The organism is Paenibacillus sp. PastF-3 (assembly GCF_029893135.1).
GTDB lineage: Bacteria > Bacillota > Bacilli > Paenibacillales > Paenibacillaceae > Paenibacillus_AQ > Paenibacillus_AQ nitricinens.
In genome coordinates, this window is sequence record NZ_JARXWM010000016.1 from 39,355 (window position 1) to 53,945 (window position 14,591).

Consider the following 14,591-nt stretch of genomic DNA (forward strand, 5'->3'; position numbering starts at 1 on the left):
TCTTCACTCCGCTTCCTTGAACATAATCGCCATTGGCATGAAATTTTTAGCAATCCTATTCACAATACCGTTCAATACGCCAAAACGTTCTCAAAGTTCCGCCATAGGGATACCCATTTCTATGATCCCTTGAATGTTAATCTAATCGTAATAAAGTTTCATTCAACGTACCCTATTTCAAGTTACATATCAAGTCATGATAGGGCCCGTATTCGGGACCTATCGCCTTATTTTCATTGTTTAAGGTTCAATATTCACACTTGCCCCATTTAATACGGAAATTCCGTTACCGGCATCAGCCAGTTCCTTCATTGCTTCCATCAATCCAAATAACGCACCATCTTTTAGTTTTGCCTCAATCATAACATCGACAGCAGGGGTATCTGCAGCTATTCGCTTTAAAAAAGCTACCAATGGTGCAGGCTCCACACCATCTGCATGGCTGCGTGGATCAGACGGACTGCGCGGACTAGATACATGAATCTTAGGCGGCAAAAGCTCTCCCGATGGAACATCCTTCTGCGCAAGCTCGCTCCGCCATGTCTGCTGAATGTCAGGCCACAGCTCCCAAGGGAGCTCTCCTTCATTATTCACCCATTGATGGTGAATATCCAGCACCATCGGCAGACCTACATTCTGGCAGACTGCCAGTGTCTCCGGGGCTGTGAAGGTCTTATCATCATTCTCCAGCGTAATTCGCGCCTGCAGCGCTGCTGGTAGCTCGCGGAAATGCTCCTCGAACCGCTTGGCTGCCACCGGCTTGTCCCCGTAGGCTCCGCCGATATGAATATTGTTCTTCGCCATGGCAGGAAGACCCATGGCATTCAGCATGTCCGTATGGTGCTGCAAATCCCGGATGGAACTTACTAGCACATCAGGACGGGGTGTACTAAGCACTGTAAAGTGATCTGGATGAAAAGACACCCGCATCCCATGCTTTTTCACATATTGCCCCACTTCCGCGAATTCCTCAGCGAGCGCAGCAAACGGATTCCAATCCTGTAAATCAGGATGCGTCGCTAGAGGAATCAGCTTAGAAGTGAGACGATACACGAAGATGTCCGAACCCACATTATGCTTCATTAGTCGCAGTGTATTATGCAGATTCATCCGAGCCAGGTTCTCCAGACGACGAAGTGCCGCTTCACGGTCATCCAGCTTCTTGAAGGAGGCCATCGTCATGGTTTTGGATGGAGAGCAGTCTTTAATAACGGTGGACATCGCTACATATCCAAATCGGACTATCATCCCTGCGATCCAAAAAACATTTCATCTGCTAGTGCAGTCTGTACTTTGGATTCTTCTTCATTCAGTTTACGCACGAGTTCCATTTCGACCGCTGTAACCTCATGCCCCTGAAAATTAATCTCTGCAATCGAAGCAGAGATTTTGACAATCGCTACAGCTACATTCTCAGGCGTGTAGGCAATCACCTTCTGACCTGTCGGATATACGCGGAAGCCCTGCTTCACCATTTTGGTACGCCCGTACTCCAGCAGCTCGTACAGCTCTTGTTCATTTTTGAACTTACAGACGGAATTGAATTCAGTTTGAAAACCCATATTTTTTCGCCCCTTTCTAGTCGGTATAAACCCGCTGGTAGCTTCAATTACTCATTGTCATACTTAAGACCTTGTTTGAAATTATAGCGCTCTAAAGCTAACTCAATCATACGGTCTAGCAGAGCTCTATAGGACACACCTGTCTCACGCCACAATAATGGATACATGCTGTAAGGCGTGAAGCCGGGCATCGTATTCACTTCGTTTATTAAAATTTTTCCATCCGATCTCCGCAGGAAGAAGTCCGCCCGGGTAATCCCGCTACCCTCAATCGCTCGAAAAGCGGTTATCGCGGACTCCCGCAAATGATCGGCAACTTCAGAATCTACTGGCGCAGGAATCATCATTTGCGATTTGCCGTCCGTATATTTAGCTGCGTAGTCATAATATTCTCCAGAAGAAACGATTTCACCCGGAACAGAGGCCTCTGGCTCATCATTTCCGAGCACACCGACCTCTACCTCACGAGCATCCACGAATTCCTCAATAATGACTTTGGTGTCATAACGGAAGGCGAAGTCTATAGCTTTTACAAGACTTTCCTTATCAGAAGCCTTAGAAATACCTACACTTGAGCCCAGATTAGCAGGCTTTACGAATACTGGATATCCCAGTTTATCCTCTACACCCACAATCAACTCATGACTTTTTCTTTTCCAAGCGCTGATGTTAAAATAACAATATTCACACTGATCCAGACCTGCATCAGCGAATAGCTTCTTCATAACAACCTTATCCATCCCTGCCGAAGAGGCAAGAACACCAGCCCCAATGTAAGGAATATTCGCCATTTCGAACAACCCTTGAATTGTACCGTCCTCGCCATACGTGCCGTGCAATAGTGGGAACATGACGTCCACCGCTTTATCCGCACCGGATAGTCCACTAAATACTACATTCAGAGCTGTGCCCATATCTTCCGTTGCATCTGAAAGCTTAAGCTGCTCTACCTTACTGTAAGGTGCCGATAACGTCTCTCCGACTTTCCACAAGCCCTGTTTTGAAATATAAAAAGGGATAATCTCATATTTATCGTAATCAAATGAGTTCATCACGGCAAAAGCCGTCTGTAGTGATACCTCATGTTCTCCGGATTTGCCCCCGTACGCCAGCCCTACGGTTAGTTTTGCGTTCCCCATACCTTTATAACCTCTTTCTGTCTTATAAATAGTCGTTAATATGAAAAAAACGGTATTTCGTTTGATCCGTCCATGCGTAGGAATCACGATAGTCCCAGAAACGATGACGACTGCTAACGGTACGTGCATTCACAAGCGGCATGCCACCAGCATCAAAGGCTGTGACGATCGTGCTGTGCTGATATTGCCCGTTACCATCCCAGTCATATTGAATGATATCGCCCAGCATTAATTGCTCCGGCCGCTCCATAACTTCCGCACGCAAGCCACTGCTCCGGCTAACGCTCAAATAGCGCTGCAGACTGTCTGATACAGCCCAGCTATAACTCCACCATTCTTGTTTTCCTTGGTAGCCTTTGTACCACCAGCCCGTTTCTCTTTTACCAGTATAGTTGATAGGCGCGCCCCCTGCAAAGAGGCATTGAGAGACATAATTCGTACAATCCACCTCAAATGTTTCGAACTCCGGATTCCCGTCTTTCCACCAACGATCGGCATAAGCCACCGCTTCTTCACGATTGTAGCGAACCTCTCTTGAGCCCGAGATCTCACCAAGAATATTCCGGTTTAGAAGGGGCTGTGATGGCAGCGGAGCAGGTAAAGCTTCCCCCCATTTGGACAACCTGCCTGATAACTCCACCTCAGCTCTATGAACTATATTCCTTTCAGGAATGGTTCGTTCTATAGCAGCGATTTCCCAGCCCCCTCCGTCCCGCACAAAGGTCAACCGCTCCAGCTCAACCCTATCCTCGCGGTGGTTAACGCCTCCTTTTTCATAATAGAGTGCACTATGCAGCGTAACCTCTGCTACCACCTCAGTCGGAGTCTGCCGGACGGTCCGTAATGTCTTTACACCTGTTTCCCCACGCAGCGGAGTGATCCCACGAGCGGTATACCATTCAGCGATACGGCGTGAACGCTCCCCTTGCTCCACCAGAAAACGCGGATCTTTAACGGATACGGAAACTGTTTGCGATGAGGACTTAGGTTCCACCCTGGCCTTATTCACTTGATCTACATATACATATAGACTCTGCTTCCACTGTTGTTCCATTATACTCGCACCCCTTCATTCCCTTTTAACTACTGCTCTATGTATATGAAAGGAAACAGGCCGCTATACAGATCGCTTCAATTTACATGGTAGGGCATATGCTTTGCTTATAGCTTACGTTTTAGAGGTAACTCTAAATGGTTTCTGAGATGCGATATTCGGGCTTTATATATAGGAAAAAAAACTTTACTCCCCTCTTTGTAACCGTTATAATTAAATAACATGCAATGTGAAATTGAGTTTCAATAGATGAAACAAGGAGGCGCATATATGCCAAGCAAGGATCATTTCTCGTTGGCCCGCACCCTGGAATCAGGTGGCAAATCTTATCGCTATTATGATCTTAACTCCCTTGAGGAACAAGGATTGGGCTCTATCTCTTCCCTTCCTTTCTCGATCAAAGTATTACTTGAGGCGGCTGTTCGTCAATTTGATGGACGGGCGATTACAGAAGAACATGTGAAACAATTGGCTGATTGGTCAGGCGACATTGATCGCAATAAAGAAATTCCGTTTATCCCTGCTCGTATCGTACTTCAGGACTTTACCGGTGTTCCGGTAGTCGTAGATCTGGCTGCTATGCGTGATACTGTAAAGAAAGCCGGCGGAGATCCTAAACAGATCAACCCGCTCGTTCCCGTTGACCTTGTCATTGACCACTCTGTTATGGTTGATGCTTTCGGTACGGCAGACGCTTTGGAATATAATATGAACGTGGAGTTTGAGCGTAACGAGGAACGTTACCGTTTCCTTCGCTGGGCACAGACCGCTTTCAATAACTTCCGCGCAGTTCCTCCAGCTACCGGTATCGTGCATCAGGTGAACTTGGAGTATTTGGCTTCCGTAGCCACTACTAAAACTATCGATGGTGAAACTGTCGTTTATCCAGATTCCCTTGTTGGAACGGACTCCCACACTACTATGATCAATGGACTTGGTGTTGTAGGCTGGGGTGTAGGTGGTATTGAGGCTGAAGCAGGTATGCTCGGACAACCGCTCTATTTTGTTACACCAGATGTAGTGGGCTTCAAGCTTACAGGCAGCCTTATCGAAGGGGCTACAGCAACAGACTTGGCACTGACAGTTACTGAAATGTTGCGTAAAAAAGGCGTAGTCGGCAAATTCGTCGAATTCTACGGTCCTGGTCTTGCTAACATCAGTCTTGCTGACCGGGCAACGGTTGCTAACATGGCGCCGGAATACGGAGCAACGATCGGTTTCTTCCCTGTAGATGAAGAGACACTTGCTTATCTTCGCAGCACAGGTCGTCCAGATGATCTGGTCGAGCTCGTTGAATCTTATTACAAAGCACAAGGCATGTTCCGTACTTCGAATACGCCAGACCCTCAGTTCAGCGATTTCATTGAACTTGACCTAGCTTCTGTCGTCCCAAGCTTAGCTGGACCAAAACGTCCGCAAGACCGGATCGAGCTTACGCATATGAAAGAGAATTTCGAAGGAATTATCCGTACACCTGTAGACAAAGGCGGTTACGGTCTCAGCGATGAGAAAATCGCCCAAGTTGTAGAAATAGAACATAAAAATGGCACCAAAAGCAAGCTAAGCACAGGCGCGGTCGTGATCGCAGCGATTACAAGCTGTACGAATACTTCCAACCCTAGCGTTATGCTTGGTGCAGGTCTTTTGGCGAAAAAAGCTGTGGAACGTGGTCTGACCAAACCAGCATACGTGAAGAGCAGCTTGACTCCAGGATCATTGGTAGTTACTGAGTATTTGGAAAAAGCAGACCTGCTGAAGCCACTTGAAGCACTGGGCTTCTACTTGGCGGGATATGGCTGTGCTACTTGTATCGGTAACTCCGGTCCATTGCCTGAAGAGGTTAGCCAAGCCATCACTGATAACGATATGACTGTAGCTGCTGTAATCTCCGGTAACCGTAACTTTGAAGGCCGCGTACACGCTCAGGTCAAAGCCAACTACTTGGCTTCACCGCCGCTCGTAGTTGCTTACGCACTGGCTGGCACTGTAAATATCGATTTACAGACTGAACCGCTCGGATTTGATCCACAAGGTGAACCAGTATTCCTGAAGGATATTTGGCCAACTACTGCTGAAATTCGTGAAGCCATTGGTCTCTCCCTTAGTCCGGAGATGTTCCGTCGTAAATATGAGAATGTATTCACTGCTAATGAACGTTGGAATTCTATCCCTGTTCCACAAGGCGAGCTGTATGAGTGGGACGATAACTCCACGTATATTCAGAATCCGCCATTCTTTGAGCATCTGGCAGACGGTCTGGGAGACATCAAGGATATCAAGGATGCACGTGTTCTGGCGTTGCTTGCTGATTCCGTAACAACCGACCATATCTCACCTGCAGGTAATATCTCTACCTCTGGTCCTGCCGGCGAATATTTACGCGATCATGGTGTAGAACGTGCAGACTTCAACTCCTACGGCTCACGCCGCGGAAATCATGAAGTCATGATGCGTGGTACATTCGCTAATATCCGGATTCGTAACGCAGTAGCTCCAGGTACAGAAGGCGGAGTTACAACCTTCCTGCCAAGTGACGAAGTCATGTCCATCTATGACGCTTCCATGCTGTATCAGGACGCTGGACAGAATCTCATCGTTATCGCCGGTAAAGAATACGGCACAGGAAGCTCACGTGACTGGGCTGCCAAGGGCACACTTCTGTTAGGTGTTAAAGCTGTTATTGCTGAGAGCTTTGAGCGGATTCACCGCAGCAATCTGGTTGGTATGGGTGTGCTTCCACTGCAATTCCAGGAAGGCCACGGCTGGAGCAGCTTGGGACTGACCGGACGCGAGACCTTCAACATTACCGGTCTCGATAACGAGGTGACGCCAAGCCAAGATCTAACTGTTACCGCTACCCGTGAAGACGGTACTCAATTTGACTTCCCTGTTACTGCACGACTCGACAGCACGGTTGATATTGATTATTATCGCAATGGTGGTATTCTACAAACTGTACTTCGTCAAATGCTGGCAGATGCCACAGATTCTTCGGCTGTATCGGTAGAATAGGTTTAATAAGGAATGTCTCGCGGCCATGAGTGGCTGTGAGGCAGTTCCTTGTCGCTGGAGCGCCCCAGTAGCCGATTGTTGGCTGCTGGGGCTTCTTTGTTTGCTTGGACCCTCGGCCTGAGTCTAGGGGTTTAGGGGTTGATTAGTGTCTTCTGAGTCCGGATGGCTCGGGAGATATCAGAAGAACAACCTAGATTACTGGTAAACGAGAACGGGTTACGGCGTTTTTGCTCTAGTGTTCCAGCTCTGGTATTACGACGTTACGCGCTTCCGAGCATCTCAGCATAGTAAGCAGTGGATTGCCAAAGGCAACACTGAGCTCGGTTAGTCGTCAGGTACCCATTATTCGACAAAATCAAGCCCCCCTTACTCAAAAAACAAACAGCGATCCTCCAATAACGGAGAGATCGCTGTTCTGCTTCTTAACGGTCTGTCTCATTCAGCGAAAAACACACTTTATGAGACCACCCTGTTTTTCCTATGGAATCATCATACCCATTTCACTTGCTGCTTCCTTCAAGATGGCGGCATACTCCACTAACGTATCCCTAGACAAGCGGCTGACCGGCCCTGACAGCGATAATGCTGCAATCACATTTCCACTACGGCCTGTGACAGGTACAGCCACAGCGGCCGCACCAGACTCACGTTCTTCGAAACTAGTAGCATACCCTAACCGGATGATCTCATTAAGCTGATCTTTGTATACACTCTTCTCAACGTAATCCGGCCACTCCGAACTCTCCAGCAGCGCTCTCAACACCTCAGGCGGTGCATACGCCGCTAACACCTTACTCGACGCACCTACGGATAATGGCAGCCTCGCACCGATCTGTGCGACTCTACGAATCGCCTGCTGGCTCTGTACCGCCTGAATACGTACGCGTTCAATACCATCCCGTAAGTAAAGACTTACCGTCTCTCCGAGTCGATCTCTCAGCCGTTCCATAGATGGCAGCAATACCGCTGCCGACTCGTCAAAAGCAGGCAGATGCGTAGACAACTCCCAGATGCGTATACCCAGCCTATATTTTTCTGTCGCCGGATTGCGAATAAGAAAGCCCTTTTCCTCGAGTGTTGCCAGCAATCTGTGGACTGTACTCTTATGTAAGTCAATCTTTGATGCGATCTCTGTTAACCCTAAATCACTGTCCTGCGTAAAACAAAGTAATATGTCGAGCGCACGTTCTACCGCGCGTACCGTTAGCTTTCGGTCCTCCACAGTAATCCCCCCTCGTGTTTCATCAAATGAAACGCGGTTACATTATAATTAACTCTATCTTAGTGCAAAACTCTACGGAAAGTCCAGTATATTCACTGAGCCGAAAAAGACTGGTCCGCACTTTACAGTTACATTACAAAACGGTCCAATTCATTGACTTTGTAAGTGCTTCAACTTACGATAAACATATTAAATATACTAATGCTTTAGTATCATTTTCGACAAATTATCCTAGGCACTAGTACTCACATCATACTTAGGAGGGGACCTTATGGATCTGACAACCAGCCGAGCAGGCACGTCAGTCTCCCGTCGTCCTAAACTACCTAAACAGGGCAGTTCATCACGACTATCGCTGCGGATGATCCGTGTTAAGCATATTATCGTTGCATTGCTATTATCTATATTCTTCTTTTTAGCATTTTGTTTTGTCTCGCTTCATGGCTACATCGCTTGGGTGCTGTCCAATCCAACCGTTGCGCCACTGTATTCCAATCCTATGATGGCCAAAGGCCTCGCCTACGAGGATGTAACCTTCCCAGCTAAGGATGGCAGTCGCATGATGAACGGCTGGTATATTCCAGCCAAGGATGCCACTAAGACTATCGTGTTCAGTCATGGCTATGGTGCCAACCGCGAAGAGTCTTGGGTACCTATGTACGATCTCGCGCACTATGCACACAGTCTGAATTTCAATGTCGTAATGTTTGATTACGGATTTGCTGCCCAAGGTAATAAGGATATTGCAACCGGCGGCAAAAAAGAATCCCAGCAGCTTCTAGGCGCCATTGATTTCGCAAAGGAACGCGGGGCGAAAGAGCTAGTTGTTTGGGGCTTCTCCATGGGTGCTGGCACAGCACTGCAGGCAGGATTAGTATCTGAGGACATCGACGCGATGATTCTGGACAGCACCTTTTTGTTAGAACCAGACACGCTGTATCATAATATCAAGCAGAATATCGATCTGCCGCGCCAACCTTCCCTGGCGATCATGGAAATGCTGTTCCCGGTACTGAACGGTACGGGACTAGATCAAATTCCTTATGCCAAGGTTAAGTCCAAAGATTATCCTTTCCCTATCCTATTCATGCATGGAACCAAAGACGATAAAGCCCCTTATCCTATTGCCGAAGAACTAGCAGCAAATCAGAACAATCCGTTCTCTGATTCCTGGATCATCGAGGGTAGTCATCATGAGCTGTTGTTCCGCGAGCATCCCCGTGAGTATTTGCGGCGGGTCTCCGCTTTCTTAGGGAATGTCCATTTGGCCAAAAATAATAATGGCGATCAGCCAGCGATGGCAAGTAATTAACTAAGTGCTAATAACCATACGAACAGCCTCTTCCAGGGACAGAAAGAAATATATCCTAGGAAGAGGCTGTTTTAATCCCCAGGAAAAAAAGAAGCCCAAGAGTCACTCTAAGTTTATGTTCTTCATAACCTTCCAAGACCGTTCATATAATGGACTGATAAAGACATATCACGGGAGGTTTTCTTGGCATGCTATATGTATACGGGCCGATGCTGCCAGTACGTATTCTGGAAGAAATCGTATTTTGGAAAACACAAGAGAAAGAGCATACTGAGGTCATCAAAGCGATCGTACCTAAATTAGAGGATCCTTATGTGAAACTCCTCGATGAATGGGCCGTTGTTTTTGGTGCAACAGAGCAGGCGGCACAGCAGCTATTGAATGCTGCCCTTTCCGCTTCTCCTCCACCACAGGCAGAACTCACTGCGGAAACGGAAAAACTGCTACATATCTCCTGCAATCAATCCCAAGAGTTCGTCCGGCAGCTCTTTGCCATCATGGAGAGTAGCGCAGCGGTCAAAGCCGTCCCCCTTGCAACCACTGTGATTCTGCATATTATTCGCGAATCAGAATACTTCCTAGCCGTACTGCAGACACTCAGCTCGCCCGGGAAGCTTTCACAAGTCATGCGCGATTACACAGAGGATTATGTCGTAAACATCGATACAGACGATACCATGCGGAATGGTGGATTCTCTACTTTTACTGACACTGTTCCTGATATCCGCGATAAAAACGACGCGGTACCCATTGGCGGCCATACGCTACCTCCCTTGCCTTACGCCTATAATGCACTAGAACCTTATATTGACGAAAAGACGATGAGAATTCATCACGATAAGCATCATCAAAGTTATGTAGATGGATTAAACAAGGCTGAAGTTAAATTAGCAGATTCCCGTAAGAACGGTGACTTCGATCTCGTTAAACATTGGGAGAGAGAATTAGCCTTTAATGGCGCAGGCCACTATCTTCACACGATCTTTTGGAACGTGATGTCTCCGCAAGGCGGGGGGCGCCCAACAGGTGCTTTATTAGAAGCTATAGAACAAAGCTTTGGAAGCTATGACAGCTTCAAGAAACAGTTCACCGAAGCTGCGAATAAAGTAGAAGGTGGCGGATGGGCCATTCTCGTCTGGAGCCCACGTAGCCATAGACTAGAAATTCTCACTGCAGAAAAACATCAAAATTTATCGCAATGGGACGTTGTTCCGCTCTTGGCCTTGGATGTATGGGAACATGCCTACTATCTGAAACATCAGAATAATCGTGCGGATTATATTAACGATTGGTGGAAGGTCGTCAACTGGCCATATGTGTCAGAGCGTTATGCCGCTGCCAGTAAACTGGCATGGAAGCCTTACTGATCACTTTCCACTTCGTAGAAGACATCACTTCTATTCGCTTATATTGACCCAAAAGGACCCATCGTTCACAAAAAGTGAATGATGGGTCCTTCTAATTTCGAGGCATAGACACCTCTATATACTATTCTTTAATCAAGCTCAGAAACTCCGCACGAGCGGCGGCATCCTCCCGGAAGACTCCTCTAGTAGACATGGTTACCGTCTTACTGCCTGGCTTCTTCACTCCACGTGCGCACATACAAAGATGTTCACCTTCCACAACAACCATAACGCCGTGAGGGCTTAGTACCTCCGTCATAATATCCGCAATTTGCGTCGTAATGCGCTCTTGAACCTGCAAACGCCGACTCACTGCTTCAACTAGGCGGGCTAATTTGCTGAGTCCAGCAATCCGTCCGCTCGGAATGTATCCAATATGCACTTTACCGAAGAATGGAGCCATGTGATGCTCACATTGGCTGTAATAGACGATATCCTTCACGATCACTAGTTCTTCATGAGACTCATCAAAAGTAACACCGAGCGCCTCGCGGGGATCTATCGAATAACCGCCGAATATCTCCTCGTACATCCGCGTAACACGTGCTGGTGTTTCGAGCAGTCCCTCGCGGCCGGTATCTTCACCGATTAATTCTAATATTTTCTCAACGTGATACTCGATTTGCTCACGGTTCTCTGATACTTTACCGTTCACGTATTCATTGATGTTCCCCATGATGTCTCCCCCTTCCGTACCCGTATAATTTCTATCCGGACCCGGTTACTTACTTCTACGTTTATTCCCTTTAGCTGCTCCTGGGCGCGCACCTGGCTGTCCCTGAGTTTTCATCATTTGCTGGGCACGCTGCATTTGCTTCCCATTCAGGTTATAACCCATTTGCTTTGCAACCTTTTGCAGCATCTCAGGATCATTCTGCATAGTTGTCATTTGTCTGCGCAGATAATAAACACCGATGAAAAAACCACCGATAAGACCTACGACCAATGTAATAATAGGTAATGCGATATTCATCTAAAGCCCACCCCTACACTCTATTGTCTGCAACGCCCTATGGCGCGCGAATCTATCATAGCATTTCGAGAACTGGACAGCAATTGGGAATATGCAACCTGTCTATGATCTTTTTCCTTCATTAACATCATTGACCTCCCTTGCCTGCTTCGCAGTAAGGAGTACATCCTGTGCCCGACTCAGCATTTGCCTTACCGTGTCATGCTCCTCGCGCTCTAGAGCCGATTCAACAGCAGCTAGAGCCTCCTCACCACCGATGCGTCCCAGCGCCCAAGCAGCCGTGCCTCGCATCTCAGGCCGCGGCTCTTTCAGAACAATTTCTGTTAGCTTAGGCACAGCCTCTACTTCCTTGAAATTACCGAGAGCGATGATCGCATTGCGTTGCATCGGTTTTTTGCCTCTCCAGGCAGCAGAGCTATTTCCGAATTTCTCTTTGAATTCACGATTGCTAAGATCCAGGATCGGCATTAACAATGGCTTCACGATCTCAGGATCAGGCAGCATCTGAGGGCGATGATTCCAGTTCTTCCCTCGATTCTTGGGACATACAATCTGGCAGGTATCACAGCCGTATAGACGATTGCCAATCTTGGTCATGTATTCGTCACTCAGAAATCCTTTGGTCTGCGTCAAAAAAGAAATGCAAGCCTGCGCGTTAAGCTGGCCCGGCCCCACCAGTGCCCCTGTTGGGCATGCATCTATACATTTGGTACAGTCTCCACACCCTTCCTCGACTGGGACAGGTCCATCCGGGGCAAAAGGAATGTTCGTAACCATTTCCCCCAGATAAATCCAAGATCCCCATTTGGGTGAGATGATAGAACAATTTTTCCCGCTGAAGCCTATTCCCGCTCTTTCCGCGACCGCTCTATCTACCAGTACACCGGTATCCACCATACTTTCAAGCACAGCCTCCGGCACACGCTCATGAATAAACTCTTCTAACTTACTTAAGGCCTCTCTCAGCACATGATGATAATCCCTGCCCCATGACGCTCGGGCAAGAATCCCTCTACGTGCACCAGGCTCAGATTTAGGAGGGTTCTCCATCTTGGAAGGGTACGCGACTGCAATCGAAATAATGGATAGCGGCTTGTCCCCGGAAGATAGTGCGGGAATTGTTCTTTTATCCAAATCCGGTTCCTCGAAACCCGATTCATAACCTTTGTCCCGATGATCTTGCAGAATATTTTTTAAATATAAAAAAGGTTCCGCTGTTGTAAACCCGATATCATCAATACCGAGTGACGTCGCAGCCTCCTTAATCTCCGCTTTAAGCTGTGCCCATTTGGAAGTTGGCGGAGCATAAGTTGACTGAAATGTATTGTTCATTTCCGCCTTCTCCTTTTCATATCGTTAATAATCTTCCTTATAATCCTTTCAGTTTAGACAACGGCCACCAGATATAATCCGCTCTGCCTACAATCATGTCCTGAGGGATCGAGCCGAAATAACGGCTATCTTTGCTTGCTGAAGCATGACGGTTATCTCCCATGACAAAATAATTTCCGCTCTCCACCGTTAACGCAGCGAAATCCGGGTCTTCAATCTCGGTATCTATATACGGCTCATTCACTATTTTCCCATTCACATATAACTGGTGATCCTTCACTTCTATAATATCTCCAGGTATGCCAATGACACGTTTCACTAAAAAATCCTTTCGACTAGGCCCCGTACTAGGATCATGAAGAATGACGACATCCCCGTGTTTTGGGTTTACAAACATCAATGAAAGCTTATTAATAAAGAGCCTCTCACCTTCCACAAGCGTTGGCTGCATAGACTGACCTTTGACCGTTGAAATATTGAACACAAAAATATTAAGAACCGACATTACCGCAAAGACAACTACCGCTGTAAGCAACCATTCCTTCAGTTCCGCGGCCAAACGACCTCCAAAGCCTTTCTTTGATCTGGAGGATCTATGTCTTTGCTTCCGATTACGCATGAACTCTACTTGGGACTCCTGACTCAATATGTCACCTCTTATTCTCAATTATTGATGTCTATACTTGCAGATATTATAACAATAAAAAAGCATATCTCCCAGCCATTAGTAATGGACTTCTGGAAAATACGCTTGAGTATGAATGAAACAGACTATATCATCAACTATAGTTCTTTATTTAGTAAATGTTTCCGCTTACGCATCTGAGTGACCGAAATTACCCAACAATGCTCAGCTTCCGGACAGATTTGAAAATTTGATTCTCGCTATATCCCATAGCTTCATACAATGGCAAGGCAAAAGAATTATGCTCATCGACAGCTACGTAGATACCACTAACCTTACGAGCTTGAAACCTGGATTCCATAGCCGATACCAGACTTCTACCGACTCCTCTGTGGCGATAATCAGGATGTACAGCAATCCGGAAATAACAACCGTGGTTTTTCTCAATCGTACCAATCAGTGCTCCAACAATTTCTTCTTCATCTTCCGCAACTACAATGAGATCTGAATCCCATGAAAGCTGCCTGGAGAAAGGCTCGATAGTGTTCTCGAAACATTCTTCCGATAATGCTGTTTGCAGCAAATCAGTCACAGGGCTAACGTCGCTTAATTGAAAGGAACGAACGTGCATTCTTTAAAATCTCCCTTGTCTATGGCTTATGAATTTAACAAAAAGAAGGGGTTCCCTTAACATTGAGAAAATAAAAAAAAGCATCAAATACCGAGGAATACCTGCTTTTAAATCTATTAAAGCACACTTTTCTCGTGATATCATCATTTTTCTTTTGAAAGCGCTTAATATCAAGCGTTTACATTTTGACTAGGATTCATTGTTTCATTATAAGGGTAATTATATTGATATATGTCTATAGGGTGAAGGCTCTTTCTTTTAACATTCTAAATACAATTGATATTCCTGTTTACATTCCAATTATACTTTATAAACATTTATGT

General features: G+C 46.6%; 12 protein-coding genes and 1 pseudogene. 3 read left to right on the forward strand and 10 right to left on the reverse strand.

Annotated features, from left to right (window positions below):
• Nucleotides 1-240: 240 nt before the first annotated feature.
• From uvsE to M2444_RS25460, 4 genes are read right to left on the reverse strand one after another with little or no spacing between them, the layout of a single operon-like run.
• Nucleotides 241-1,248 carry a UV DNA damage repair endonuclease UvsE gene (uvsE, locus tag M2444_RS25445; RefSeq protein ID WP_280788341.1) on the reverse strand — a complete coding sequence of 336 codons (1,008 nt, stop codon included), beginning with the start codon at nucleotides 1,246-1,248 and terminating at the stop codon, nucleotides 241-243.
• Nucleotides 1,245-1,562, reverse strand: a complete 318-nt coding sequence (locus M2444_RS25450) for a hypothetical protein (RefSeq protein WP_094870716.1) — start codon at nucleotides 1,560-1,562, stop codon at nucleotides 1,245-1,247. The genes uvsE and M2444_RS25450 overlap by 4 nt, the downstream gene beginning before the upstream one ends.
• 47 nt (nucleotides 1,563-1,609) lie before the next feature.
• Nucleotides 1,610-2,701 (reverse strand): D-alanine--D-alanine ligase, encoded by a 1,092-nt coding sequence (locus M2444_RS25455; RefSeq protein WP_280788342.1) that lies wholly within the window; start codon nucleotides 2,699-2,701, stop codon nucleotides 1,610-1,612.
• Nucleotides 2,702-2,723: 22 nt separating this feature from the next.
• On the reverse strand, nucleotides 2,724-3,755 hold the full coding sequence (locus tag M2444_RS25460; protein ID WP_094877188.1) for an amidase domain-containing protein: 1,032 nt from the start codon (nucleotides 3,753-3,755) through the stop codon (nucleotides 2,724-2,726).
• A gap of 270 nt (nucleotides 3,756-4,025) precedes the next feature.
• On the opposite strand from M2444_RS25460, the gene acnA reads away from it, so the two are divergent.
• Nucleotides 4,026-6,767: an aconitate hydratase AcnA gene (acnA, locus tag M2444_RS25465; protein ID WP_094870719.1), complete on the forward strand. Its 2,742-nt coding sequence runs from the start codon at nucleotides 4,026-4,028 to the stop codon at nucleotides 6,765-6,767.
• A gap of 478 nt (nucleotides 6,768-7,245) precedes the next feature.
• Here acnA and M2444_RS25470 read toward each other — a convergent pair whose 3' ends face one another.
• Nucleotides 7,246-7,989 carry an IclR family transcriptional regulator gene (locus M2444_RS25470; RefSeq protein WP_094870720.1) on the reverse strand — a complete coding sequence of 248 codons (744 nt, stop codon included), beginning with the start codon at nucleotides 7,987-7,989 and terminating at the stop codon, nucleotides 7,246-7,248.
• A gap of 271 nt (nucleotides 7,990-8,260) precedes the next feature.
• Between M2444_RS25470 and M2444_RS25475 the strand changes: the two genes are divergently transcribed.
• Entirely contained in the window at nucleotides 8,261-9,301 is a 1,041-nt protein-coding gene (locus M2444_RS25475; protein ID WP_076285877.1) for an alpha/beta hydrolase, read from the forward strand.
• Nucleotides 9,302-9,489: 188 nt separating this feature from the next.
• Nucleotides 9,490-10,668 carry a Fe-Mn family superoxide dismutase gene (locus tag M2444_RS25480; RefSeq protein WP_280788343.1) on the forward strand — a complete coding sequence of 393 codons (1,179 nt, stop codon included), beginning with the start codon at nucleotides 9,490-9,492 and terminating at the stop codon, nucleotides 10,666-10,668.
• A 121-nt stretch (nucleotides 10,669-10,789) separates the two neighbouring features.
• Here M2444_RS25480 and folE read toward each other — a convergent pair whose 3' ends face one another.
• From folE to M2444_RS25505, 5 genes and pseudogenes are all read right to left on the reverse strand, one after another.
• Nucleotides 10,790-11,383 (reverse strand): GTP cyclohydrolase I FolE, encoded by a 594-nt coding sequence (gene folE / locus M2444_RS25485; protein ID WP_042123940.1) that lies wholly within the window; start codon nucleotides 11,381-11,383, stop codon nucleotides 10,790-10,792.
• A gap of 45 nt (nucleotides 11,384-11,428) precedes the next feature.
• A complete protein-coding gene (locus M2444_RS25490) occupies nucleotides 11,429-11,680 on the reverse strand; it encodes a YneF family protein (RefSeq protein ID WP_094877191.1) in 252 nt (83 codons plus the stop codon).
• 135 nt (nucleotides 11,681-11,815) lie between these two features.
• A pseudogene (gene queG, locus M2444_RS25495) lies at nucleotides 11,816-13,012 on the reverse strand (tRNA epoxyqueuosine(34) reductase QueG); the annotation flags it as partial.
• 37 nt (nucleotides 13,013-13,049) lie between these two features.
• On the reverse strand, nucleotides 13,050-13,658 hold the full coding sequence (gene lepB / locus M2444_RS25500; RefSeq protein ID WP_256990523.1) for a signal peptidase I: 609 nt from the start codon (nucleotides 13,656-13,658) through the stop codon (nucleotides 13,050-13,052).
• Nucleotides 13,659-13,848: 190 nt separating this feature from the next.
• Entirely contained in the window at nucleotides 13,849-14,268 is a 420-nt protein-coding gene (locus M2444_RS25505; protein WP_280788344.1) for a GNAT family N-acetyltransferase, read from the reverse strand.
• Nucleotides 14,269-14,591: the final 323 nt, after the last annotated feature.

Excerpts from the sequence above, each read along its gene's own strand:
- uvsE (WP_280788341.1), bottom strand. The coding sequence starts at position 1,248 with ATGATAGTCCGATTTGGATATGTAGCGATGTCCACCGTTATTAAAGAC.
- M2444_RS25450 (WP_094870716.1), bottom strand. The coding sequence starts at position 1,562 with ATGGGTTTTCAAACTGAATTCAATTCCGTCTGTAAGTTCAAAAATGAA.
- M2444_RS25455 (WP_280788342.1), bottom strand. The coding sequence starts at position 2,701 with ATGGGGAACGCAAAACTAACCGTAGGGCTGGCGTACGGGGGCAAATCC.
- M2444_RS25460 (WP_094877188.1), bottom strand. The coding sequence starts at position 3,755 with ATGGAACAACAGTGGAAGCAGAGTCTATATGTATATGTAGATCAAGTG.
- acnA (WP_094870719.1), top strand. The coding sequence starts at position 4,026 with ATGCCAAGCAAGGATCATTTCTCGTTGGCCCGCACCCTGGAATCAGGT.
- M2444_RS25475 (WP_076285877.1), top strand. The coding sequence starts at position 8,261 with ATGGATCTGACAACCAGCCGAGCAGGCACGTCAGTCTCCCGTCGTCCT.
- M2444_RS25480 (WP_280788343.1), top strand. The coding sequence starts at position 9,490 with ATGCTATATGTATACGGGCCGATGCTGCCAGTACGTATTCTGGAAGAA.
- folE (WP_042123940.1), bottom strand. The coding sequence starts at position 11,383 with ATGGGGAACATCAATGAATACGTGAACGGTAAAGTATCAGAGAACCGT.
- M2444_RS25490 (WP_094877191.1), bottom strand. The coding sequence starts at position 11,680 with ATGAATATCGCATTACCTATTATTACATTGGTCGTAGGTCTTATCGGT.
- M2444_RS25505 (WP_280788344.1), bottom strand. The coding sequence starts at position 14,268 with ATGCACGTTCGTTCCTTTCAATTAAGCGACGTTAGCCCTGTGACTGAT.